Origin of the sequence: Leisingera sp. MMG026, assembly GCF_021654205.1 — a bacterium.
GTDB lineage: Bacteria > Pseudomonadota > Alphaproteobacteria > Rhodobacterales > Rhodobacteraceae > Leisingera.
Map to the genome: position 1 here is coordinate 1 of NZ_JAKFZM010000054.1, position 22564 is coordinate 22564.

Below are 22564 nucleotides of genomic sequence, written 5' to 3' on the forward strand. Positions count from 1 at the left end.
GAGCATCTTCGGAAATTGCTCAACTTGCACTTCCAGCAGGAGGACCAATTCTTCACCCTAGCAACTGTATTTCTCAGGTGAACTGAGGGGACCATTTCTGACGCGCTTTGACGAGTGCGTTTGCGATTGCAACCAGCTTTCGGGCGACCGCAGTGATGATGACTTTGTGCGGTTTTCCAGCGGATCGAAGGCGTTCTGCAAAGGTTTTGAGAACCGGATTGTGATGGCTGGCGACGAGAGCAGCCTGGAACATGACGTGCCGCAGCAACCGTCGTCCACCTGCAATTGTGCGTTTTCCTTGCATCGCGCCGCTGTCATGTGCAATAGGGGCCAGACTGGCCAGAGCTGCTGCCTGTCCTCCCGGCAGTTGGCCCAGTTCGGGCATTTCAGCGATTAGCATGGAACTGGCGACAGGCCCGATCCCCGGAACGGATCGCAGTATTTCAGCTGCCTCATGCAGATCCTCATTGGTGGCGATGGCGGTTTCGATCTGAAACTCCAACGCCGTGAGCAGACGATCCAGCAGAGCCTTTAGTTCGGCGTCCGTGTCTGCGAATATTTCCGTCGTTCCCAGTTTCCGATGCGCCTTTATCTGCGCCAAAAGACGTTTGCGCGTTTCGAGGAGTTGCCCGCGTTTCGAAACCAAGGCTCTGAGAAGACTAGCTTTTGATGCGGCAGACAGCGCCCGGCATCAGGCCTGAATGCCCCTCCCGGCAGATTTGCCCCGCAAATCGCCTGCCGAGCAATGCATGAACCTCGCAATGAGCTCCGCATCGATCCGGTCTGTCTTCACCCGAGTGCCCTGGATGGCAGCGAAGGCCTTTATCTGAGCAGGTGGCAATTGTCGTGTCGTAACGCCGGCCGCTTCCAAAGCGGCCCACAGCCGCCATTCTTGCCCGCCTGTGGCCTCAAAGCATACCAATACACCTCGCGACATTGCCAAATCGACAACGTCTGAATGCCCTCTGCGCGTATTTGGCAATCGCTGCCGATGGCCGCACGGAAGACAATGAATGTCGAGCCAGTCCCGGCTGACATCTATGCCAATGATCCGGTCCGGTGTTATCGTGTTCATACCGTCTTCCTTCTGCTCCGTGGTCCGATGCGGCCACATTCAACTGTTCGAGACAATGAAGAGAGAAGGTGCTGGCTCGCTAGGAAACGTGGTCAAAACCCACAAGGCTCAGACGCATACACCGCCCCGTCAGCAACCTCGGCCAAGGCGACTGACGGGGGCAACATAGCAAACCAGAGATACAGAAGGGTCAGGACCCATTGATTTCGGTTGACCGTCATGATTCACCGGTCAAAAATTGAGCGGTGACATGTCTGATCTCTTTTGGCTGACCGATGCGCAGATGGCGCGACTGGAGCCCTATTTCCCAAAGTCCCATGGCAAGCCTCGGGTCGATGACCGGCGCGTCCTGAGCGGGATTATCTTCATCAATCGCAATGGCTTGCGCTGGCGGGGTGCGCCAAAGGAAAACGGCCCGCATAAGACCTTGCACAACCGTTGGCAGCGCTGGAGCGATAAAGGCATCTTCGCGCAGATGATGGTCGGTCTGGCTGCCGATCAGGGCAAGTCAAAGACTGTAATGATCCCCTTTCGGGACATTGCTGCGCAATGCCCTGCCGGGCAGCGGACGCGACCTATCTAAAGACACATCGAACGGCGACCAGCATGGGCGTCAAGTGAAGCGGGCCAGGAATTGATCCGGGGGATCAATTCCCCACGGAACGGGGGCGTGGACGCCTGATTGGCAGGACCAAAGGCGGCATGAATACCAAATTGCACGCCGTTTGTGACAGCCAGGGCCGCCCGCTGAACCTGTTCGTGACGGCTGGTCAGGTCAGCGACTACATCGGCGCAAGGGCGTTGCTCGGCAGTCTGCCGAAGGTCGATTGGTTGCTCGGAGACCGTGGGGATGACGCGGACTGGTTCAGAGAAGCGTTGCAAGACAAGGGGATCCGCCCATGCATCCCAGGTCGGAAGCGGCGGAAGAAACCCGACAAGTACGACAAGCGTTGCTACAAACGGCGAAACCGGATTGAGATCATGTTCGGAAGGCTAAGAGATTGGCGACGGGTGGCAACCCGATACAATAGATGCCCCAAGGTCACTCTATCCGCAATCGCGCTGGCCGCGCTCGTCATCTACTGGCTAGGAGTCCTGAGCCTAATCTTTCCGCCTCTAGAAGGTACAATTCTTCCAGCTTAGCAGTCCTGTTCAAGAAGGTTACGGAGCTTTCGCTCTGTAGCCGAAAAACGCATTTCTCCAACTTTCAGACTGAACTTTTGCTCAATCTCATCGAAGACAAAAAGAAAATGCCACAATGCTGCCCTGGAACACCCAAGTACATTGGCATAGTGACTACGGCTGGCTTTGCCGCCTCGTGCCTCTACGACACAGCCGGACTGATAATCCGCCTCAAGAACGGCTCGAACATTTTTCTTCGGATAGTCTGCCGTGCGAACCTTCAAACTTTCTCGAGAAACCAGCCCCTGCAGACATTCTAAGCCTACACCGCCACTTCAGCCTTTATGTGGGGATGGGGATCGTATCCCTCCACTTTAAAGTCCTCAATCTTGTAGTCATCAATACTAGCAGCGCGCCTAGTCAGAGAAATTTTGGGCAAGGGACGAGGTTCGCGCTTCAGCTGCTCGCGGGCCTGTTCAATATGATTGAGATATAGATGCACATCACCACCAAACCAGACCAGCTCGCCCGGTTGAAGATCCGCCTGTTGCGCAAGCATGAGCAGGAGTGCTGAAGCCCCTACGTAGTTGAAGGCGGCGCCCAGCAGCAAATCGACTGACCTCTGGAATAAAATGCAATCCAACCGCCCATCAGACGTCACATGGTACTGATATACCATATGACAAGGCGGCAATGCCATCTCTCCTAGTTCGGCGACATTCCAGCCATGAAAGAGCATACGGCGGCTTGCCGGAGTTTCCCGCAGCGACCGGATCAGCATCTCAATCTGGTCATGCTCACGCCCGTCAGCCCCCATCCAGCGCCGCCACTGTTTCCCATAGACGGGGCCGAGTTCACCCCATTGAGCTGCAAAGCTATCGTCTTGAACAACCCTTCGCTCAAATTCCGCTTGCGTTACTTGCTCACCGGTCTCGCGGCGATAGACTGCAAGCGGCCAATCTGTCCAAATCCGTACATTTTCCCGCAGTAGTGGCTGAATGTTCGTTCCACCAGTTAAGAACCAGAGCATTTCCTTGATGGCGGTCTTCCAATAGACGCGCTTGGTCGTCAGAATCGGCGCACTTCCATCCGACAGGTCAAACCGGACCATCGCGCCGAACAGTGACCGCGTTCCAACGCCGGTTCTATCAATGCGTTCGTCCCCGCGCTCTAGAACCTGCTCCATCAGGTCCAGATACTGATACTCCGGATGCCGCATAACTCTGCCTCCACAAACGTTTCTTTACCGCCGCCAGCTAATAACTGCGGCCACTTTCCTCAATCATAATGCAAAGCGCGCGCGGGGTTACAGCTCATTCGGCCACAATAGCGCTATTAAGCCACGGTTGCGCGCAAGGGCCAGAAAAAGCTCAACAACAAGCGGGTCGCGACCTCCGCTATGCCGAAAAAGAACGGCGCCCCAGCAGCAAATCGGCCGATCTCTGGAACAAAAGGCAATTCAGGCGCCCGTCAGAGGTCACGTGATACTGATAGACCATATCACTGGGCGGCAGCGCCATCTCCCCCAGTTCCGCAACGTTCCAGCCGTGAAACAGCAGGCGCCGGCTCGCAGGGGGTTCGCGCAGCGAGGGGATCAGCGTCCCGATCTGGTCATGTTCGCGGCCAACTGATCGCATCCAGCGCCGCCACTGTTTCCCGCTTACAGGGCCAAGTTCCCCCATCGGGCGGCAAAGCCGTTGTCCCCGGTAATTCTGCGCTCAATGTCCTGTTGCGTGATGCCTTCGCCTGTTTCGCGGCGATAGGCCGCCAGCGGCCAGTCTGTCCAGATCCGGACATTTTCCCGCAGCAGCGGCTTAATATTGGTGCCCCTGGTCAGAAACCAGAGCATCTCCTTGATTGCGGTTTTCCAATAGACACGCTTGGTCTTCAGAATAGGCGCAGTGCCATCCAATAGATCAAAGCGAACCATAGCTTCGAACAGCGAGCAGGTGCCGACCCCTGTTCTGTCAACCCGCTCGTCCCCGTATTCAAGGACTCGTTCGATCAGGTCCAGATACTGTTATTCCGGGCGCCGCATGCCTCTGTCTCCACATTGTTTGCTATCAACAGAAACCTGCGCGGCAGGCCTTTTCAATCATAATGAATAACACGTGCCAGGCGATAGCTCATTCTTCTGTCCCAAGAACGTTCCACAACGCTTTGTGAAACAGAAAGCCGCGGCACCAGCCCAGGTACCGATGCATGGCTGCTTGCCTCGATTTGCACCCGGAATTCACGCCCCGGCATATCGGCTGCGCCATCAAGCGCCAAGATCAAAAACACCTCCGCGCCGTTCCTTTCATACAACATATGCGCAGCGTGGCTTGAATTGGAGCTACATGCAGGTAGCGTATCCGCCACGGTTGCGTCCAAATGCCAACGGCTCAATTGACAACAGGCCAGCCTGGACCGAAGGTGGCGCAAAACGATAAAACAAATTGAGGTAGAGACAGATGAGGCGCTATTGGCTAGGGCTCGCGGCAGCGTCCGTGCTGTCCGCATGCGGCGGGGGCAATCCGTTTACCACGACGACGGATGACCCCACAGATGATCCGACCACCACCATCCCCGAAGCTCTGGCAAATGACCTTGAGAGCGTCGATTATGACCCAGGCAACCAAACACTGACTGTTACTGGTGTCGGCTTGGATGAAACGCCCTTTACCGCGACTTATATCCGCAAGCCCGCTTTGGACCGCAATGGCTATGAGGCCTATGCCGTTCAAGACAACGCACTGACCGAGCACTCGACTGCCTATGTGCGTCAAACCGAAGGCGGTTACGCTGCTGTCGTTGTGACAGGCGGGCAGTTCGGCACTTACCAGGGCGGCACGACCTACGGGCGCACCGGCAGCTTTACCGCCCCCGATACGGAAGCGGGGGACCGCGGTATCGTCAGCTATGCCGGCACCTATGTGGGTCTGTTGAACATTGACGGCGACGGCGGCGACTTGCTCACCCCGGCTCCCGGCACCGACCCTTCAATTCTCCCCGGCCAATCCGCGGAAGTTACCGGTGATGTCTTCATCAATGCCGACTTCACACAAGACAGTGAAGTCAAAGGCCGGATCTACAACCGCCGGATCACTGACCTGCCTGCAACAGCTGTCGAGGATCTGACCCTCATGACCACGGCGATAACGTCAGACGGCTCGTTTATAGGCGCTGTCAATGCTGGAGGCACAAGTGTCGGCGATTACGGCGGCGTCTTTTCGGGGACGGATGCCGCAGCAGTGGCAGGCTCGGTCCACGCGACAAGCCATATTGAAGCCTTCGCGGGGAGTACTCCCCCAATCGAGGAGTACGGGGTCTTTGTACTCGGCTCTTGCGATGGTGCCAGTCCCGACCCGGTCTGCATCCAGCCCGACCTTTAAACCATGCGCAAGGCCACCGCGGCTCTCTTTGGGCTGGCCCTGGCAACGGCCCAGCCCCATGCGCAAGAAGCACCAGCGCCGCAGATGCATCTGTCGGTCCAGCAAGGGCACGCCTTAGGCGCGCATGCGCTGAACTCCGGCAACCCCCGGCTGGCTTTGCGGATCGCCAGCGCCTTGCTGCAGGCCGACCGCAAAAACCATGCCGCCTGGCACCTGCAGGCAGCCGCCCATGCCAAAATCGGCCACCCCGGCGAAGGCCGGAAATCCGCCGCACGCGCCTTCCGCTTTGCACCGGACGGCGCTGCGAAGTACCAGATGGCGCAGCTTGCTTCCCGACTGGCTTTTCAGAGCGGCAGCCCGACTCTGTCGCAATACTGGCTGCGCCGCACTGCCGTATTCGCCCCCGATGACAAGGCCGAGACCCTGATCGCCAAGGATTACAAAACCCTACGGCGCATAAATCCGTGGTCCTTCCGGCTAAGCGGCGGGGTGAAGCCATCAAGTAATGTCAACGGCGGTTCGGATGCAGCCACGCAGGAAATTGACGGTCTCTCCTCCCATGTCAACAGGCTTGGGCCAAGAGCCGTAGCGTTATCAGGTATTACCGGCACGCTGGACGCAGGCATCAGCCGCCGCTTGAGGCAAAACGAAACAAGCCTGACCTCCTTAAGCGGCCGTCTTTATATTCAGCGTGTGGCTCTGTCCTCCAGCGCCAAGGCAAAGGCCGCTGAATTGGCCGGGCAAACTGGTACAACGGTGCCGCGCAACTCCGAATTCGGCTCTACTTATGGTGAAATCACCTTAAGCCATGCCTTTACCGCTGGCCCCAAGAGTAAAGGTGGCAGCGCCCGGATCTCCGTAACCAGTGCAACTTCCTGGTATGGCGGGGAACGGAACTATGATCTGGCAAAGGTGACCGCTGCACGCAGTTGGGCGCTATCACCTCAGATGCGCTTCACTCTTGATGGAAGCGCCGAACACCGCCTGAATCCTCGGTATGCTTCTTTGGACGCAGATGTGTTTGGCTTAGGCGCCTCGCTCTCCCGGAAACTGGCCAATGGTGACAACCTGAGCGTCACACTTGGCCTGCGCGATACCCAAGCGGAAAGCGACAGCTCCACCACAAAATCAGCAACACTCAGGGTCGGCTATACCTTTGGTCAGAAAGCAGGGCCGGTCAAGGTCAGCACCGGGTTGATCCTAGGGGCCGCCAACTACCCCACCTACATCTTCAACAATGGAACAAACTGGGTTCCTATTCCTGGCGGACGGCAGGACCATTCCGCTTACGCCGATTTGAACCTATTCTTTGAAGACTATGACTATGCCGGTTTTGCGCCGATGCTGCGATTGCGTGCCGGAAAAAAATTCTCGAACCATAGCCGCTTTGAAAGCTCGGAATTCTCTGTCTCTCTGGGCATTGAATCAAAATTCTGAGAGAACCTTGGCGCTTTCGCTGGCCATTGCGCACCGCCCCGGTAAAATCCCCCAAACATAGACAGGAAAGTCCGCCGATGCCCCTCACATACCTGCACACCATGGTCCGAGTGAAGGATCTGGAAAAATCCATGGCATTTTACACTCTTCTGGGCCTGCGCGAGACCCGCCGCTGGGAGAATGAGCAGGGACGGTTCACCCTGGTCTTCATGGCACCGCCGGACCAGGAGGAGGCGCCGCTGGAACTGACCTGGAACTGGGACGGCGATGATGCGCTGCCTGATGACAGCCGTCATTTCGGGCATCTCGCCTATGGTGTTGATGATATCTATGCCGCCTGCCAGCACCTGATGGACAATGGCGTTGCCATCAACCGCCCGCCCCGCGACGGGCATATGGCCTTTGTCCGCTCCCCCGACAATGTGTCAATAGAACTGCTGCAAAACGGTGAGTCGCTGGCACCGGCAGAACCCTGGGCCAGCATGGAAAACACCGGCAAGTGGTAGAGTAACACCCCTTTCCGCAACGCAAAAAACCCGGCGCAGCACCGCCTTGGTGCTGCCCGCTCCATGCGGCATCTGCATCCGCCTATTGGTTTCCTGCAACCCTCAAACCCGGTAACAAGGGCGGCCGCTTCTGCAGCCGTCTGCCATGGACCTTCATGCGGGTCCTGGCGCGTTGCCCTTCAATACGTCCAGAGCACGGTTTCCCCTCATGCCCTGTCAGCGGCCCGCCGGTGTTTTCCCGGCTTTTGCGGCCCGTTGCCCGCTGGGATTTCACACCCCAACCGGCGGCTTAGTAAATGTAACGGATCTGGTCAGACCAATACCGCTCCATCCGCTTCAGCGCGGTGGAGATATCATCGATCCCTTGGGATGAGATCACATCCTTGTTCTCCAGGCCTTCCGCATGGCGCGAGAACAGCGCAGAGACGATATCGCGGATTTCCCGGCCCCGCGGGGTCAGGCGGACACGCACCGACCGGCGGTCGATCTCGCAGCGCTGATGGTGCATATAGCCCATCTCGACCAGCTTCTTCAGGTTATAGCTGACATTGCTGCCCTGATAGTAGCCGCGGGTCTTCAATTCCCCGGCGGTCACTTCATTGTCGCCGATGTTGAACAGCAGCAGCGCCTGCACCGCGTTGATCTCCAGCACGCCGACGCGTTCGAACTCATCTTTGATGACGTCCAGCAGCAGACGATGAAGGCGCTCAAGCAGACCCAGCGCCTCCAGGTAGCCAGTCATGAACCCTTTGCGGTCCGTCTGGCCGATTGGCATTTCCATACTCATTCGCATCTCCGACTCGAATTTGCTCTTGAGACAAGATGCCAACAATTCCCCAAAAATCAGTTAAGCCGGTATTTTATTATTTTTGGTACGTTTGCGATATATCGGCAACCAGGGTGCGGAACCGCTCTTGCGGTGCCGCCTGACCGGTGACCCATTGATACAGATCCTGATCATTCTCAAGCAGCAGCTGATCATAAAGATCCAGCTGCGCCTCGTTCATCTGCTCAAGATTCGCGGCTGCAAAAGCTGACAGAAGGATATCCATTTCCTTGATACCCCGGCGCATTGAACGCATCTGCAGCCGCTTCAGACGGGTGGCACGGTCTTCCTGCATCCCGGTCTCAGGCAGCTTCAGTTGCCTGGCTTTCATTGACTTGCAGCAGGGTCCGCAGTTTTTTCTCCAAACGCGCCGCGCGATCTGCATTCTGGCGCATCTCGCTGCGCAGATCGCGCAATTCGCTCAGAACGCTTGCGAAATCACCAGCGTCCAGCTCCAGCGGCGCCGGTTCCGACATGCCTTCGCCTTCGCCGGTCAGCAGCCACGACATGGAGACGTTCAACACACCCGCCAGCATGGTCAGCTTGTTGGCACGCGGTTCTGCCAGATCCCGCTCCCAAGCGCTGAGAGTGGATTTCTTGATGCCAAGCCGACGCGCCAGCTGGCCCTGGGTCATCCCGGCAGCTTCCCGTGCGGCCGCCACGCGGTCGCCGAAAGTTGCTGCATCCGGACCGTACCAGTCTGTGTTCTGCTCCGTCATTGCCAGTTCTCCTAAATCCAGTTTCGACGCGGCTTGATCGCCATCTAGCCGCACCCTATGACAGTTATGCGAAACATACAAACCAAGGCCATAGCCCATGTCTTTCCTGTCCGAGACCTTATCCCGCGTCAAACCGTCACCGACCATTGCAATGACCGCAAAAGCCGCCGAGCTGCGGACCGCGGGACGCGACGTCATCGGCCTCAGCGCCGGCGAGCCGGACTTTGACACGCCGCAGAACATCAAGGACGCAGCGGTCGCCGCCATTGCCGCGGGCAAGACCAAATACACCGCCCCCGACGGTATCCCCGAGCTGAAGCAGGCGGTCTGCGCCAAGATGAAGCGCGACCACGGGCTGGACTACACACCCGCGCAGGTGTCGGTCGGAACCGGCGGCAAACAGACGCTGTATAATGCGCTGATGGCAACCCTGAATGCGGGCGACGAGGTGGTGATCCCTGCCCCCTATTGGGTCAGCTACCCGGATATGGTGCTGCTGGCCGGCGGCACGCCTGTGATTGCCGAGACCTCTATCCAGACCAATTTCAAACTGACCGCCGATCAGCTGGAGGCCGCGATCACCCCGAACACCAAATGGTTCATCTTCAACTCCCCCTCCAACCCCACCGGTGCGGGCTACAGCCGGGACGAGTTGAAGGCGCTGACGGATGTGCTGATGCGCCACCCGCATGTCTGGGTGATGACCGACGACATGTATGAACACCTGGCCTATGACGGGTTTGAATTCTGCACGCCCGCGCAGGTGGAACCGGCGCTGTACAGTCGCACCCTCACCTGCAACGGCGTCTCCAAGGCTTATGCGATGACCGGCTGGCGCATCGGCTATGCAGCAGGCCCGGAAAAACTGATCGCCGCCATGCGCAAGGTGCAATCACAATCCACCTCCAATCCTTGCTCGGTCAGCCAATGGGCCGCGGTCGAGGCACTGAACGGCACCCAGGACTTTCTGGCCCCCAACAACGAGACATTCGTCCGTCGCCGCGACCTGGTGGTGCGGATGCTGAACGAAATCGACGGCATCTCCTGCCCCACGCCGGAAGGCGCCTTCTATGTCTACCCGTCGATTGCCGGGCTGATCGGCAAGACCACGCCCGCAGGCAAGGTAATCGAAACGGACGAGGATTTCGCCACTGCCCTGCTGGAAGAGGCCGACGTCGCGGTGGTATTCGGTGCCGCCTTCGGGCTGTCGCCGAACTTCCGCGTCAGCTACGCTACATCCGACGCAGCGCTGGAGACGGCCTGCAGCCGCGTCCAGGCCTTCTGCGCCTCGCTGACGTAAACAGGAGAACAAGACATGAGCGCCGATCTGCCGGACTATTACTTCCGCGTCCGTGAAAACGGCGCTTTTGTCTTTCGCGTGGACACCGAGAACCGCCAGCGGCGGATCGAAATGGACCAGATCGCCGTTGTGAACATCCGCAACGGCGAGATCAAACCGCATGGCCAGCGCGAATTGTCCGAACAGGACATCGCCGAGATCAAATCCTGGATGGAAGACCGCGCTGCCACCATTGCCGCCCGCGATACCGACGATATCCACCGCGCCATCGATCACCTGAACCTTACCGCCCATTGGGCCAACAGCCGGGCAACGGATGCGCAGCTGGAGGACATCACCGACGCTTTGCTGCTGGCCATGCACGACCTGCGCGGCGTGCTGGTGCGCAAAAAGGCCGACCGGCTGATGAAGGACCGAAGCGGGGACTGACCTCCCGCCCGCCCGGATGCTTCAGCCGCAGTACAGCGACCGCACTGAATAAGACCGGAACCGGGTCTCCGCCCGCCCGGGGGCCGGGTCTTGCAGGCCTGCCTGGCGCCTGGGCAACAGCGGGTTGCCCAGCACAAACCTTCTGCGCTGCCACAACTGTTCTGCCGTTCCGGCCTCAGGCGCGCGCAGCCCCAGCCGCAACTGCAGATGAAGGCTCCATCTTTCATGGCGGTCACCACCCAGGCGGAACAGGTGCCGGCTGTCCTGCAGCGGGCGGGGCACCGGCGCCGGCCCGTCCAGACTGGCAACCTGACAGATATACTGCTCCTTGACCGCGGCCTCCAGATAGGCGCCGCTCCGCGTCAGGGTGATCTTGTGCCCGCCCTTGATCCCTGCCCCGCGGATGGCAAATTCCAGCACCTCCGGCAGCTTGAAGACCCGCGTTCCGGGTCCGAAAAGCCGCCCCTCGCCCTGCCAGCCTGATCCGCTGGCAAAATGCAGCAGGTAACGGCCCGGCGGCACCAGCACTTTGAAGAACGCACCGCCTTTGAAATAGGCTGCCAGCGCCTCCTCGCCGCTGTCTTCGCTGCTTAGCACCAGATAATAATCCGCTCCCGGCGGGCTTTTCACCTGCAGTGGAAACACGGCCGGCAGCCCGGTTTTGTTCCACATCAGCCCGCTCCGGGGCCGCTCAGTCTCTGCCGCGGCGCCCGCAGCCAGGGCGATCAAAACCAGGCAGGCCAGCAAAACGCCCCAAAGAGACGCCGGAAAAACAAAAGCGGGAACGGAATTTGCCATTGCAGGTGCCTCCTGACTGCCGGTGCGGTGATCCTGCCAAGTGTACCACACCGCTTCAGCGGATGCAGATCAACCCTTAGGGGATTAATTTTGCATTTACACAATCAAAGTATCACTTCAGGATTGTTATCGCCTGGACAGCCCCGCAGCCGAAAAAAACGCGGTGCACCGGTACGTCCCGCTTATGTTCTCAGTTACAACAGGAATCCTCATGCAAAAACCTATTCTGTCCCTGGCCGCCGCCACTGTTTCAACACTGCTCGCCGGGACCGCAGCCCATGCCGCCGGCGCAGGCGCCATTGCGGACAGTGTGATTGCCGAACAGCGCGCAGCCCTCGCGGCCAAGACCAAGGGCGCCGGTTTCGGCCCCCAGTCGCCGCGCGACATAGAAGCCGCCGCTGGCAGCAACACGCGCAGTTTCCAGGCGGCGCCGGACTATGCGGAAATGAACCTGTGCAACATCCACTTTCACGAAAACGCCGAACACCGCGGCGGTGACTTCACAACTTTCGCCGGCAATGGCGACGGCCACGGCTATGGCACCGGCTACAAATACGACGGCACGCTGACCGCCGCAGAACTGGCGCCGCTGGATCACCCCGTCGGTGCCACCGCGCACGGCGACCTGCAGCCCGGCGACACGATCGAGGTGCATTACGTCCACTCCACCGCCCAGGTGCAGCCCGGCCCGACCCTTGGGTCCTGTCTCAGCGACGCGATCAAGAACCCGCAGCTGCGGGTCGAGGCACAGGTTTTTGTGCTGGTGAACGACGAAAATGCGCTCGACTTCAACACGCTTGCCTGGATTGGCAAGGCAAACGGGCTGCATCAGGCCAGCAATATTCCCAGCGATACCGGCACCCCGGTGCAATATGCCGGCTCCACCACCGGCCCCGGCTATAACGAGGACGGTTCCCCCTTCCAGGTCTCCTGGAGCGTGCGCCCCAAGGTCGCCAAGGTGAACATTCATTCCGTCGCCAAATGGCTGGAAGACAATGTCTTTATGGAGGATCACGCCCACGGTGTGCGCAATCTGGTGATGAACCCGGATCTGCTGTCGGACATCAGCCACTAGAAACGGCCGCGCTAAGGCGCTGATTGCTTGTCCGCCGAATCCCCCCACGCAGGACAAGCCAAGGGCTTCGCGCTGCCCGCGCGAAGCCCTTTTTTCTTTCAGACTGACAAGCGGCCCGTTGCGGCTCAGGACGCCGTGGCGGCGGCGGCGTCTTTCATTGCATCGACGCCTTTCTTCCACAGGTTGCCCTGCCACAGCTCCTCAAGGCCCGTTTCACCGCTGGCGCCCTTGGTGGTCAAATAGTCATAATAAGAGGTCGGCTTGTGCCCGGTGATGTTATAGAAATCCGGGCTGCAGCGGGTGTAGAAGCCGTTTGTCAGATACTCAAAGAACTCGGCGCGGGTGCTGCCGAAATCGGCCTCGAACTGCTCCATCGACTGGGCGCGGTACGCGATTTCCTTGCCCATCGCGCGGCCCAGATCAGCGGCGATTTCCGCCATCGACTGCGGCGCCGGGCCGGTGATGTCATAGAATTTGTTGCCATGCCGCGCGGGGCCTTCCGCCAGCACCACCGCCGCTGCCTCGGCGATGTCGCGGGTAGCGACAAAGGAATTTCGCATATCCCCCAGCGGGTTGGAGAACCAGCCCTCGGCTCCGATGGTGTCGCAATCGGTCTTCAGCAGGTGATTCATGAAAAAGTTGTTGCGCAGCGCGGTCACGTTCAGACCCGCTTCAATCAGCGCCTTTTCGCCCCACCAGTAATGCTGCAGCATCAGCGGAATACCTGCGCCTGCGCGCGAGGCATGGGTATCCGCATCATAATCGGCGGTGTTGGTATCGGCGCCCATGCAGCTTATGCGAACCACATGTTTGATCTGGTCCTTGCGGCCGCCCAGTGCCTTGGCAAAGTTCAGATGCCCCTCCAGCATCGGGTCCAGCGAGGCGGAATAGACCGCCGAAACACCGTCCAGCGCCGCGTCCCAGGTGGCCGGTTCCGACAGGTCGAACTTCACCACCTCATCGGCGCCCAGCGCGGTCAGCTGGTCTGCCTTGGCTTCGCTGAAGTAGCAGGCGCGCACGGTGAAACCGCCGGCGGCGGCCAAGCGGGCGACCAGTTCCCGGCCGATACGGCCGGTGGCCGAGGTGATCAGAACGACGGGTTTGGACATGGGGGATCCTCCTGCTGCCGCGCACTGTCCGAACGGCGCGCGCAAATATTGCAAATCTGCGCAGACCCTACCGCAAAAGCCTGGTGCCAAGCCTCCGAAACCCGACGCAAAATGCCATGGTTTCGCCAGACCTCAGGCCGCTGTCACTCGGCGATGTCTTCCGCCCACAGCTCCGGCCTTTCCCGGATGAACCGCTCCATCAGCGCGATGCAGTCCGGATCCTCGGCAATCACCACCTCGACACCGCGCGAGCGCAGGAATTCCTCGTTGCCGCCAAAATTCTGCGTGTCGCCGATCACCACCCTCGGGATGCCGAACTGCACAATGGTACCACTGCACATCATGCAGGGCGACAGCGAGGTATAAAGCACCGTATCGCGATAGGATCTCTGCCGCCCCGCCTTGCGCAGCGCGTCCATCTCGCCGTGGGCAATCGGATCGCCTTTCTGCACCCGCTGGTTGCGGCCCTGCGCCACCACCTGGCCCTCCCGCGCCAGAACAGACCCGATGGGGCAGCCGCCCTCGTCAAATCCCGCCCTGGCTTCTTCATAGGCAATGCGCAGCAGGCGTGTATCGTCGTCGGTCATCATCAGGAACCGCCTCTTATTGAATGCAAATTAGCTGTTCAGGAAGCCTGCCGAGTTGCCCGCAATGGGTCAACCCCGCCCGCTCAGACTGCCGCAGTGCCCACCAGCTTGATCGACTGCCGCCAGAACCGGGCCATCAGGAAGACGCCGGCGGTTGTAAGCCCGGCGATCAGCCCCACCCAGACACCAACGCCGCCCCATTCCAGCATAAAACCAAAGACATACGACGCAGGAATCCCGACGGCCCAATAGCTGAGCACCGCAATCACCATCGGCACGCCGGTGTCCTGCACTCCGCGCAGCAGCCCCAACGCAATGGCCTGCATTCCGTCCATCAGCTGAAACAGCGCCGCCGCCGCCAAAAGCCCGGCACCGATCAGCAGGATCTCCGTCTTCTGCGGATCCGCCGGATCCAGGAACAGCGACATCAGCGGGTCCGGAAGGGTCAAAAACAGAGTGATCCCAACCACGGACACCACCAGCGACATCACTGTCACAACCTTGCCGCCGCGCGCCATATGGTCCCGGTCACCCCGGCCAAAGGCATTGCCTGCCCGGATCGTTGCCGCATTGGACAGTCCCAGATGCACCATGAACGTCAGCCCCGCCAGCGAGATCGCAATCCCGTGCGCAGCCAGCGGCACCGTGCCCAGCCACCCCATCATCATGGCTGAGGCCGCAAACAGGCTGGTCTCAGCCAGGGTGGTCAGCCCGATCGGCGTTCCCATCCGCAACACCTGCCCCAGCATCTCCCAGTCGGGGCGCTGGAAATTCTTCAGCAGCTCATGCTCCGGCAGCACCTTCAGCGCATAGGCCAGCACCAGCACAAAGGACACCCCATTGGTCACCAGCGACGCAATCGCCGCCCCGGTGATGCCCAGCTCCGGCGCGCCCCAGTTGCCAAAGATCAGCGCATAGTTCACCAACGCGTTCAGCACCGCCCCGAACACTGACAGCCACAGCACGATCTGGGTCCGCTCAAGCGCCGCCAGATACGACTTGGCCACCATATACAAAAGCGCCGGAAAGATCGCCCAGCCTGCAATCCGCAGGTATTCAGCCGCCGCATGGGCGATATCCGCCTGCTGCCCCAGCATCAGCAGAATAGGCTCCGACCACCACAGCAAGGGCATCGCCAGCGCACCATACAGCAGCGACAGCCATAGCCCCATCCGGGTGCTGCGCCGGATCTGCCGCTCTTCCCCGGCACCGGCTGCCGCCGCCACCATCGGCATCACCGCAAAGGCAAAGCCGGACCCCAAAAGGAAGATGGAAAAGAAATAGGTTGCCCCCAGCGTCACCGCCGCCAGCGCCTCCACCCCGTACCAGCCCAGCATCACGGTATCGGTCAGGCCGATTGCAAACTGCGCCACATGGCCGCCGATCAGCGGCAGCCCAAGGATGGCTATCGCCCTGGTATGGCCGCGCAGGGACATCTCGGTGTGTTTGGGTGCGAATGTGCTCATACAGCCAGCCTTAGGCGGGACAGTCATTCCCGGCAAGAGCGGAGTTTCCTTGCCCCTGCACAGGTCTATGGTGATATCCTGCACAGGAAGATTTCCCGCCTGCCGCCCAGGAGCCATTCCCGATGTCCAACACCTTTGCCCAGCTGATCCCCGATGCCCGCGCCTTTCTGGCGGCGCTTTCGCAGAACAACTGCCGGGACTGGTTCACCGCGCATAAGGACAAGTATGAGGCCCAGCTGAAGCCTCCCGCGCTGCGGCTGCTGGACGAAGTTTCCCAAGCGATCAGCCTGCGCAGCGGTGCCGAAGTCACGGGCAAATTGTTCCGCCCGCAGCGCGACGTGCGGTTTTCCAAGGACAAGACCCCCTATACCACCCATCTGCACCTGATGTGGACGCTGAACAGCAGCGGCTGTGCGCTGTTTTTCGGGCTGGCCCCGGATTATTGCACCGCAGGCGGCGGCATCATGGGTTTCAGCAAGCCGCAGCTGCCGCGCTGGCGGGCGGCCATCGACGGCGCCTATGGCGACGAGGTCGCCGCACTGACGGACATCCTGGCGCTCAAGGGCTTCGCCGTCAAAGACCCGGAACTGAAACGCGTGCCCGCCCCCTATGGCAAAGCCCACCCGCACGGGCACCTGCTGCAGCGCAAGTCCCTGACCTTCTGGCACGGGATGACTGCGCGTGAACAAGCCGCCCCGATGCAAGCCCTGATGTCAGCCTATCTGATCCAGGAGCCGATGTTTGCCCTGCTGGACAGTGCCCTGACCGCGTGATCCTTTACAATGCCCGCAGCATGATCTGGACCGCCAGCACCGCCACCACTGCGCCTGCGGCGATCTCCAGCACTGCCGCTGCCCGCAGCGCGCCCGTCCCTTGCAGCTGCGCCAGCGCGCCCTTGCGCAGGGTGACCGCCGCCGCCGCCACCGCCACAGTCACCGCCGCAGTGCCAAGCCCCATGGCAAAGGCGCCGGCAACCCCGGCCCACAGCACCCCCATGCGCCAGGTCAAAAGCAACAGAAACACCGCCCCCGTGCAGGGCCGCAGTGCCACCGCGCCAATGATTGCCAGCGCGTCGCGCAGCGAGGCGACACTGGCCGCCTCCTCCGCGGTGGGCCCGTGCCGGTGCCCGCAGGCGGCACAGGCGTCTCCCTGTTCAGGGTGGTGGTGATGCGGGTGTTGCCCTTCCGGCCCGCCACCCCGGCTGGCCAGCAGCCGCCGCGCCCCGCGCTGCAGCAGCCACAGCCCCACCAGTGCAATCAGCCCGTAGGACATCGGCGCCAGCACATCCTCGGCCGCACGGGTCAGCTGCTCCCGCCCCCAGTCCAGCAGCAGCAGCCCGCCCGCCACCAGCAGCACCGCAGTGGCCGCCTGCGCCAGCGAAGACGCCACAGCCAGCCCGGCCAGCCGCGCCAGCGGCACCGGCTTGCCCATGCCATAGCCGCCGATCACCAGCTTGCCATGCCCCGGCCCGGCGGCATGAAAGAACCCGTAGGCGAAACATAATCCAAGCAGCGCCGTCAGCGCTCCGGGTTCACCGGCCCGCAAGGCCCGCAGCCCCCGCGCCATCGCAGTCTGCGCCTCGCGCTGGCCTTCGCCCGCCCAGGCGGCCACAACGCCGGCGCCGCCGAAGCCCCACAGCCAGGCGGCGGAAACCGCAACAGCCAGCACTGAAACTGCGAGAAAAGCCCGCACCTTATGCCCCGCAACTCAACTGCACGGTATCCGCAAATGCTGCCCCTACCTCAGGATACGCCGCCTCTGCCTGATCCGCGGGCATCGCATAGAGCAGCTCTTCAACTTTGGTATAGGCCGCGTCCAGATCCGGCGGGGTGACATGGCCTTGGCAGCCGCCTGAAACCTTCAGCCCGCCGGTCAGGGTATAGGCCGTGTAATACGTCGGATCATAGGCCTTGATCATCACCCCGTCCGCGGCCTGCGGCTGCGCCAGAACGCGCCGGTGGCGGGTGGTGATGCGCCCCTCGGCGACCTCTGTGGACAGATGCTCCGGCGCTCCCAGCGCCAGCGCAGCACCATCCCGGGTCAGATAGGTGTCGCCCTGAAACCCCTCGGTCCAAACCATGTCGAACCCCTGCAGCCCGGCCAGTTCCGCGGATGTCAGCGCGCCATCAAAATCGCCGTCCAGCCCCCGATCCTCGAAAATCAGCAGTGAATAGAACTCGTCATAGGCCCAGGTGATCTCCACTGCCTGCAACTGCCCGGCATCCGAAACAATCACCTTCAGCGCGGTATCGACAAAAATATGCGGATGCGATCCGGCGCCCTGCGGCACCAGAAGCGCAAACGAAAGCAAAGGAGCAAAACGTTTCATAGCCACAGCTTTACGCCCCAATCCGCGCCCCCGCAACAGCCGCGCACCTCACCGGCAGTCTTCAGCCCGCCCGCTTCTTTCTGGCCGGAAATACCCTGGGGTGAGGCCGGAAGGCCGAGGGGCAACGCCCCTTCTTGCAACAAGAAACCGCAAAAGCCCGCCGATTGCCGCCCGATCCGCCGAGTTAACCGGCAGCCTCCCGCGCCACTGCCGCAATTGCCGCCCGCACATCCGCCTCGCGGCTGCGGTGGTTGGTAATCGCCGCGCGCAGCATCACCCGGCCTTGCGAACGGGTGGTGGAAAACACCGCCTCGCCGCTCTCCTGCAGGGTCTGGGCAACCCGCGCATTCACTTCTGACTGCGCCTCCGGCGGCAGATCGCTGCGGGCAGTGAACACGCAGACATTCGACACCACCGGCGCGCCCAGTGCCATATCGGGCTGCGCCTCAACTTGCGCCGCCATATATGCCGCCAGCTCGCAGTTCCCTGTAATCGCCTCGCAGAACGCTGCCTCGCCATAGGTCTCCAGCGCGGTCCAGACCTTCAGCGCCCGGTTGCCGCGGCTCAGATCGATGCCGTAATCACAGAACCATGGCTCGCCGCCCGCCAGCCCGCGCTCGGCCCCCTCCAGATAGGATGGCCGCGCCGAAAACGCCGCCCGGTGCTCGTCTTCGTTACGCAGCAGCGCCATGCCGCAGTCATAACCCACATACATCCACTTGTGGAAATCCAGCGCAATACTGTCGGCCCGTCCGATCCCGTCCGACAAAGACCGCCAAGGCTCAGCTGCGATCCGCGTCCAGGCGCCAAAAGCCCCGTCCACATGCAGCCACAGGCCCAGTCCGGACGCCGCATCGGCCAGCGCATTCAGATCATCATACAGCCCTAGATCCACCGATCCGGCTGTGCCCACCACCAGGAACGGCAGCGCCCCGGCAGCCTTGTCTTCCGCCACCATCGCCGCCAAAGCCGCACAGTCGATCTGCCCGCCAGCCAAAGGCACCCTGCGCAGATTGTCCGAGCCGATGCCCAAAAGCTCCACCGCCTTCAGCGTTGCATTATGCACGCCCTCGCCCGCATAGGCCGTCAGCCGCACGTCACCCTGACCACGCTGGCGCAGGTCCTTCATCACCCGCAGCCGTGCGGCCTGAAAGGCTATCACCGTTGCCTGCGAGGTACCCGTGACCAGCAGCCCGCTGGCCCCATCAGGCATCCCCATCTTGCGGCGCGTCCAATCCACCACCGCGCGCTCCATATAGTTCGCGCCGTGATCGCGCCCGCCCATGTTGGCATTGACCGCCGCCGCCGCGACCGAAGCGATCAGATCCGACGCCAGTCCCGACCCCTGCACCCAGCCCCAGAACCGCGGATGGGTGTTGCCGCCGTGATAGGGCAGCACGTCGCGGATGATCCGGTCCACTGCCGCCTGCGGCCCCTGCGCCTGCGCTGTCACCGCATAGCGCGCATCAATATCCTCAGGCACCGGCTGCCAGGGGTGCTCTGCGGCTTCCTGCATCTGATCCAGCCCCGCCTCCAGCATCCGCTGCGCCTCCGCCCGGAACGCCGCCCAGTCCTGCGTCTTGATCCCCTTGTCAGCCACTTGGCGGCCCTCCTCATACCATTCGCTGGCCGAGGTGTAGCCCGCAGCCCCCTGCACCGCACGGAGAATATCGCCGCACCCGGATTACCGGAACCTACTTTCGATGGTTTGAAAACTATCTGCCCTTCAGCCCGCCGTCTGAAAAGTTCCATTACCCCGCAAACCATTCCGCCCGGCGGCACGCCCCTCAGCCCTCGACCGCTCGGTCCTGCCGGAGGCACGCTTTCAACATGACGGCGGGGGCTTACCCCCGCCTGCGGCCAACAGATGCCCTGACCGCTCAACTCCCTGACCTTAGCAGACCCCCAAGCCGCCTTATCCACAGCCCCTTGCGTCCCTCTTCCACCCGGCCCCGACACCTGCCATAATGGCTGCCAATCAACACCAAGGAAGAGCAGTTCCCGCACATGGCCGACGACCTCCTCAGCACGCCTGCAGCCGACACCTATGACGCCTCCTCGATTGAAGTTCTGGAAGGGCTTGAGCCGGTCCGCCAGCGCCCCGGCATGTATATCGGCGGCACCGATGAGCGCGCGCTGCACCACATGGTCGCCGAGATCCTCGACAACTCGATGGACGAGGCCGTCGCGGGCCATGCCAACCGTATCGAAGTCACCCTGAACGCGGATTATTCCGTCACCATCACCGACAACGGCCGCGGCATCCCGATCGACCCGCACCCAAAGTTCCCGGACAAATCCGCGCTTGAGGTGATCCTCTGCACCCTGCACGCGGGCGGCAAGTTCTCCGGCAAGGCCTATCAGACCTCCGGCGGCCTGCACGGCGTCGGCTCTTCGGTGGTGAACGCGCTGTCGGATTCGCTGGTGGTCCAAGTGGCCAAGAACAAGGAACTGTTCGAGCAGCGCTTCTCCCGCGGGTTGCCGCTGGGACCGGTGGAAAAAATCGGCGCCGCCCCCAACAAGCGCGGCACCTTCGTGACCTTCCACGCGGATGAGCAGATCTTCGGCTCCCACCGGTTCAAGCCCAAGCGCCTGATGACCCTGGTGCGCTCCAAAGCCTATCTGTTCTCCGGCGTCGAAATCCGCTGGAAAACCCACATTGACGACGGCGAAACCCCGGCCGAGGCCACCTTCCACTTCCCCGGAGGATTGCGCGACTACCTGAGCGAAGTCCTGGGCAAATCCTCCGTCTATGCTGACGCGCCCTTTGCCGGCAAGGTCGAGTTCCGCGAGAAATTCGGCGAACCGGGCTATGTCGAATGGGCGATCAACTGGACCCCCTCGCGCGACGGTTTCACCCAGTCCTACTGTAACACCGTCCCCACGCCCGAGGGCGGCACCCATGTGGCCGGTTTCTGGTCCGCGATCCTAAAAGGCATCAAAGCCTACGGTGAGCTGGTCGGCAACAAAAAGGCCGGCAGCATCACCCGCGACGACCTGATGGCGGGCGGCTGCGCGCTGGTCTCCTGCTTCATCGCCGACCCTGCATTCGTCGGCCAGACCAAGGACCGCCTGTCGACTGAGGGCGCCAGCAAAATGGTGGAAAACTCGGTCCGCGACCATTTCGACAACTGGCTGGCGGCGGATACCAAATCCGCCGGCGCCATCCTCGACTTCCTTGTGCTGCGCGCCGAGGAACGCCTGCGCCGCAAGCAGGAAAAAGAGACCCAGCGCAAATCCGCCACCAAGAAACTGCGCCTGCCGGGCAAGCTGACCGATTGCACCTCCAAAGACCGCTCCGGCACCGAATTGTTCATTGTCGAGGGCGACTCGGCCGGCGGCTCAGGCAAGGGCGCGCGCAACCGGGTCAATCAGGCGCTGCTGCCTTTGAAGGGCAAAATCCTGAACGTGCTGGGGGCTGCCTCCAACAAGATCGGCACCAACGCCGAAATCCGCGACCTCTGCGAGGCGCTTGGCGTCGGCACCGGCACCAAGTTCAACCTCGACGATCTGCGCTATGACAAGATCATCATCATGACCGACGCGGACGTCGACGGCGCCCATATCGCCTCGTTGTTGATGACTTTCTTCTTCACCCAGATGCGCCCGCTGATCGACGGCGGCCACCTCTATCTGGCCTGCCCGCCCCTGTTCCGCCTGACCCAAGGTGCCCGCCGCGTCTACTGCCTGGACGAGGCCGAGCGCGACAAATGGCTGGAAAAGGGCCTGGGCGGCAAGGGCAAGATTGATGTGAGCCGTTTCAAGGGTCTTGGCGAAATGGACGCCAAAGATTTGAAAGAAACCACCATGGACCCCACGACCCGCAAGCTGATCCGCGTCACCATCGACGAGGACGAACCCGGCGAGACCGGCGAGCTGGTCGAACAGCTGATGGGCAAGAAACCCGAGCTGCGCTACCAGTATATCCAGGAGAACGCGAAGTTCGTGGAGGAGCTGGATGTTTGAGGGAATTTCCTGAATGAACAAAAATAGCTATTTTGTTTCAGACTTAGAATGCATTGGCGGAGACATCATAAACAAACAGAAATGCCCAAGAGCAGTTTCTACAACCTGCCCGCATTGTTCAGCTAATGCAGTCTTCTCATTGGTAAACATCTACCAAATCACACCGATTGGATGCTGGCCGCGCCACGGCAAGTGCCCAAAATGCATGCGTTCCGTAAAGTTTGTTTTCTTCTTTGAGGATTCCCCCAGTAACGAAGCAATTAACCCTTCTGATGTTGCAATTTTCCCCACCCCTCAGAACGCTCGACGGCCAATTAATTTACCTGATGATCTGCCACAGAGGTTAAAGAGAGCAATCAAGGATACTGAGGAAACATTTCAATCTGGGCTGTATTCTCCCTGCTTAACTTCTGGCAGGAGGGCATTGGAAGGAATTTTCAAGCAAC

The 22564-nt window shown here is 61.0% G+C and carries 23 protein-coding genes and 2 pseudogenes; 10 read left to right on the forward strand and 15 right to left on the reverse strand.

The features are described from left to right. Nucleotides 1–73: 73 nt before the first annotated feature. Together L1069_RS20635 and L1069_RS20640 are read right to left on the reverse strand one after the other, a co-directional pair. Nucleotides 74–646, reverse strand: coding sequence for a transposase (locus L1069_RS20635; RefSeq protein ID WP_237456892.1), 573 nt, complete (start codon nucleotides 644–646; stop codon nucleotides 74–76). Between the two features lie 45 nt (nucleotides 647–691). After that, the gene (locus L1069_RS20640; RefSeq protein WP_237456893.1) at nucleotides 692–1075 is read right to left on the reverse strand and encodes a transposase; all 384 of its coding nucleotides are present in this window, start codon (nucleotides 1073–1075) and stop codon (nucleotides 692–694) included. 250 nt (nucleotides 1076–1325) lie between these two features. Between L1069_RS20640 and L1069_RS20645 the strand changes: the two are divergent. Beyond that, a pseudogene (locus tag L1069_RS20645) lies at nucleotides 1326–2218 on the forward strand (IS5 family transposase). A gap of 301 nt (nucleotides 2219–2519) precedes the next feature. Here the strand turns inward: L1069_RS20645 and L1069_RS20650 are convergent. From L1069_RS20650 to L1069_RS20660, 3 genes and pseudogenes are all read right to left on the reverse strand, one after another. Further along, nucleotides 2520–3416, reverse strand: coding sequence for a thymidylate synthase (locus tag L1069_RS20650; RefSeq protein WP_237456894.1), 897 nt, complete (start codon nucleotides 3414–3416; stop codon nucleotides 2520–2522). A gap of 102 nt (nucleotides 3417–3518) precedes the next feature. Beyond that, nucleotides 3519–4211, reverse strand: a pseudogene (gene thyA / locus L1069_RS20655) (thymidylate synthase); the annotation flags it as partial. Nucleotides 4212–4288: 77 nt separating this feature from the next. Beyond that, nucleotides 4289–4480, reverse strand: coding sequence for a hypothetical protein (locus tag L1069_RS20660; RefSeq protein ID WP_237456895.1), 192 nt, complete (start codon nucleotides 4478–4480; stop codon nucleotides 4289–4291). A gap of 170 nt (nucleotides 4481–4650) precedes the next feature. Between L1069_RS20660 and L1069_RS20665 the strand changes: the two genes are divergently transcribed. The 3 genes from L1069_RS20665 to L1069_RS20675 all read left to right on the forward strand — a co-directional run bounded on the left by L1069_RS20665 (nucleotide 4651) and on the right by L1069_RS20675 (nucleotide 7514). Next, a complete protein-coding gene (locus L1069_RS20665) occupies nucleotides 4651–5571 on the forward strand; it encodes a thymidylate synthase (protein ID WP_237456896.1) in 921 nt (306 codons plus the stop codon). Between the two features lie 174 nt (nucleotides 5572–5745). Next, a complete protein-coding gene (locus L1069_RS20670) occupies nucleotides 5746–7008 on the forward strand; it encodes a surface lipoprotein assembly modifier (protein ID WP_237456897.1) in 1263 nt (420 codons plus the stop codon). Between the two features lie 77 nt (nucleotides 7009–7085). Further along, a complete protein-coding gene (locus L1069_RS20675) occupies nucleotides 7086–7514 on the forward strand; it encodes a VOC family protein (RefSeq protein WP_237456898.1) in 429 nt (142 codons plus the stop codon). Between the two features lie 289 nt (nucleotides 7515–7803). Here the strand turns inward: L1069_RS20675 and L1069_RS20680 are convergent, their stop codons facing one another. The 3 genes from L1069_RS20680 to L1069_RS20690 all read right to left on the reverse strand — a co-directional run bounded on the left by L1069_RS20680 (nucleotide 7804) and on the right by L1069_RS20690 (nucleotide 9059). Continuing rightward, nucleotides 7804–8301, reverse strand: coding sequence for a winged helix DNA-binding protein (locus L1069_RS20680; RefSeq protein ID WP_129370461.1), 498 nt, complete (start codon nucleotides 8299–8301; stop codon nucleotides 7804–7806). A 76-nt stretch (nucleotides 8302–8377) separates the two neighbouring features. Next, nucleotides 8378–8635 carry a succinate dehydrogenase assembly factor 2 gene (locus L1069_RS20685; RefSeq protein WP_129372870.1) on the reverse strand — a complete coding sequence of 86 codons (258 nt, stop codon included), beginning with the start codon at nucleotides 8633–8635 and terminating at the stop codon, nucleotides 8378–8380. Between the two features lie 7 nt (nucleotides 8636–8642). Beyond that, nucleotides 8643–9059, reverse strand: a complete 417-nt coding sequence (locus L1069_RS20690) for a helix-turn-helix transcriptional regulator (protein WP_129370460.1) — start codon at nucleotides 9057–9059, stop codon at nucleotides 8643–8645. A gap of 97 nt (nucleotides 9060–9156) precedes the next feature. Between L1069_RS20690 and L1069_RS20695 the strand changes: the two genes are divergently transcribed. Continuing rightward, nucleotides 9157–10359: a pyridoxal phosphate-dependent aminotransferase gene (locus L1069_RS20695; RefSeq protein WP_129370459.1), complete on the forward strand. Its 1203-nt coding sequence runs from the start codon at nucleotides 9157–9159 to the stop codon at nucleotides 10357–10359. Nucleotides 10360–10374: 15 nt separating this feature from the next. Continuing rightward, a complete protein-coding gene (locus L1069_RS20700) occupies nucleotides 10375–10788 on the forward strand; it encodes a hypothetical protein (protein ID WP_237456899.1) in 414 nt (137 codons plus the stop codon). Between the two features lie 21 nt (nucleotides 10789–10809). Here the strand turns inward: L1069_RS20700 and L1069_RS20705 are convergent, their stop codons facing one another. Further along, the gene (locus L1069_RS20705) at nucleotides 10810–11586 is read right to left on the reverse strand and encodes a hypothetical protein (RefSeq protein ID WP_237456900.1); all 777 of its coding nucleotides are present in this window, start codon (nucleotides 11584–11586) and stop codon (nucleotides 10810–10812) included. A gap of 211 nt (nucleotides 11587–11797) precedes the next feature. Here L1069_RS20705 and L1069_RS20710 point away from each other — a divergent pair, with 211 nt between their 5' ends. Beyond that, nucleotides 11798–12661 carry a delta-class carbonic anhydrase gene (locus L1069_RS20710; RefSeq protein WP_237456901.1) on the forward strand — a complete coding sequence of 288 codons (864 nt, stop codon included), beginning with the start codon at nucleotides 11798–11800 and terminating at the stop codon, nucleotides 12659–12661. A 125-nt stretch (nucleotides 12662–12786) separates the two neighbouring features. Here the strand turns inward: L1069_RS20710 and L1069_RS20715 are convergent, their stop codons facing one another. The 3 genes from L1069_RS20715 to L1069_RS20725 form a co-directional block, all read right to left on the reverse strand. Further along, nucleotides 12787–13770 (reverse strand): NAD(P)H-binding protein, encoded by a 984-nt coding sequence (locus L1069_RS20715; protein WP_237456902.1) that lies wholly within the window; start codon nucleotides 13768–13770, stop codon nucleotides 12787–12789. Between the two features lie 143 nt (nucleotides 13771–13913). Then, entirely contained in the window at nucleotides 13914–14357 is a 444-nt protein-coding gene (locus L1069_RS20720) for a nucleoside deaminase (protein WP_343328078.1), read from the reverse strand. Between the two features lie 83 nt (nucleotides 14358–14440). Further along, nucleotides 14441–15823 carry an MATE family efflux transporter gene (locus L1069_RS20725; RefSeq protein WP_237456904.1) on the reverse strand — a complete coding sequence of 461 codons (1383 nt, stop codon included), beginning with the start codon at nucleotides 15821–15823 and terminating at the stop codon, nucleotides 14441–14443. 122 nt (nucleotides 15824–15945) lie between these two features. Here L1069_RS20725 and L1069_RS20730 point away from each other — a divergent pair, with 122 nt between their 5' ends. Then, on the forward strand, nucleotides 15946–16596 hold the full coding sequence (locus L1069_RS20730; protein WP_237456905.1) for a TIGR02453 family protein: 651 nt from the start codon (nucleotides 15946–15948) through the stop codon (nucleotides 16594–16596). Nucleotides 16597–16600: 4 nt separating this feature from the next. Here L1069_RS20730 and L1069_RS20735 read toward each other — a convergent pair whose 3' ends face one another. From L1069_RS20735 to L1069_RS20745, 3 genes are all read right to left on the reverse strand, one after another. Continuing rightward, nucleotides 16601–17515, reverse strand: coding sequence for a hypothetical protein (locus L1069_RS20735; RefSeq protein ID WP_237456906.1), 915 nt, complete (start codon nucleotides 17513–17515; stop codon nucleotides 16601–16603). A 1-nt stretch (nucleotide 17516) separates the two neighbouring features. Further along, a complete protein-coding gene (locus L1069_RS20740; protein WP_237456907.1) occupies nucleotides 17517–18152 on the reverse strand; it encodes a DUF1007 family protein in 636 nt (211 codons plus the stop codon). Between the two features lie 184 nt (nucleotides 18153–18336). After that, nucleotides 18337–19752: a pyridoxal-dependent decarboxylase gene (locus tag L1069_RS20745; RefSeq protein WP_237456908.1), complete on the reverse strand. Its 1416-nt coding sequence runs from the start codon at nucleotides 19750–19752 to the stop codon at nucleotides 18337–18339. Nucleotides 19753–20159: 407 nt separating this feature from the next. On the opposite strand from L1069_RS20745, the gene parE reads away from it, so the two are divergent. Both parE and L1069_RS20755 read left to right on the forward strand, forming a co-directional pair. Continuing rightward, nucleotides 20160–22118: a DNA topoisomerase IV subunit B gene (gene parE, locus L1069_RS20750; RefSeq protein ID WP_237456909.1), complete on the forward strand. Its 1959-nt coding sequence runs from the start codon at nucleotides 20160–20162 to the stop codon at nucleotides 22116–22118. 13 nt (nucleotides 22119–22131) lie between these two features. Continuing rightward, a partial coding sequence (locus L1069_RS20755; protein WP_237456910.1) for a hypothetical protein occupies nucleotides 22132–22564 on the forward strand: 433 nt, incomplete at its 3' end.

Bases quoted from the DNA above. Each gene is read 5' to 3' on its own strand.
- L1069_RS20640 (WP_237456893.1), bottom strand. From the start codon at position 1,075: ATGAACACGATAACACCGGACCGGATCATTGGCATAGATGTCAGCCGG.
- L1069_RS20650 (WP_237456894.1), bottom strand. From the start codon at position 3,416: ATGCGGCATCCGGAGTATCAGTATCTGGACCTGATGGAGCAGGTTCTA.
- L1069_RS20665 (WP_237456896.1), top strand. From the start codon at position 4,651: ATGAGGCGCTATTGGCTAGGGCTCGCGGCAGCGTCCGTGCTGTCCGCA.
- L1069_RS20675 (WP_237456898.1), top strand. From the start codon at position 7,086: ATGCCCCTCACATACCTGCACACCATGGTCCGAGTGAAGGATCTGGAA.
- L1069_RS20680 (WP_129370461.1), bottom strand. From the start codon at position 8,301: ATGAGTATGGAAATGCCAATCGGCCAGACGGACCGCAAAGGGTTCATG.
- L1069_RS20685 (WP_129372870.1), bottom strand. From the start codon at position 8,635: ATGCAGGAAGACCGTGCCACCCGTCTGAAGCGGCTGCAGATGCGTTCA.
- L1069_RS20690 (WP_129370460.1), bottom strand. From the start codon at position 9,059: ATGACGGAGCAGAACACAGACTGGTACGGTCCGGATGCAGCAACTTTC.
- L1069_RS20695 (WP_129370459.1), top strand. From the start codon at position 9,157: ATGTCTTTCCTGTCCGAGACCTTATCCCGCGTCAAACCGTCACCGACC.
- L1069_RS20700 (WP_237456899.1), top strand. From the start codon at position 10,375: ATGAGCGCCGATCTGCCGGACTATTACTTCCGCGTCCGTGAAAACGGC.
- L1069_RS20705 (WP_237456900.1), bottom strand. From the start codon at position 11,586: ATGGCAAATTCCGTTCCCGCTTTTGTTTTTCCGGCGTCTCTTTGGGGC.
- L1069_RS20710 (WP_237456901.1), top strand. From the start codon at position 11,798: ATGCAAAAACCTATTCTGTCCCTGGCCGCCGCCACTGTTTCAACACTG.
- L1069_RS20715 (WP_237456902.1), bottom strand. From the start codon at position 13,770: ATGTCCAAACCCGTCGTTCTGATCACCTCGGCCACCGGCCGTATCGGC.
- L1069_RS20720 (WP_343328078.1), bottom strand. From the start codon at position 14,357: ATGACCGACGACGATACACGCCTGCTGCGCATTGCCTATGAAGAAGCC.
- L1069_RS20725 (WP_237456904.1), bottom strand. From the start codon at position 15,823: ATGAGCACATTCGCACCCAAACACACCGAGATGTCCCTGCGCGGCCAT.
- L1069_RS20730 (WP_237456905.1), top strand. From the start codon at position 15,946: ATGTCCAACACCTTTGCCCAGCTGATCCCCGATGCCCGCGCCTTTCTG.
- L1069_RS20740 (WP_237456907.1), bottom strand. From the start codon at position 18,152: ATGAAACGTTTTGCTCCTTTGCTTTCGTTTGCGCTTCTGGTGCCGCAG.
- parE (WP_237456909.1), top strand. From the start codon at position 20,160: ATGGCCGACGACCTCCTCAGCACGCCTGCAGCCGACACCTATGACGCC.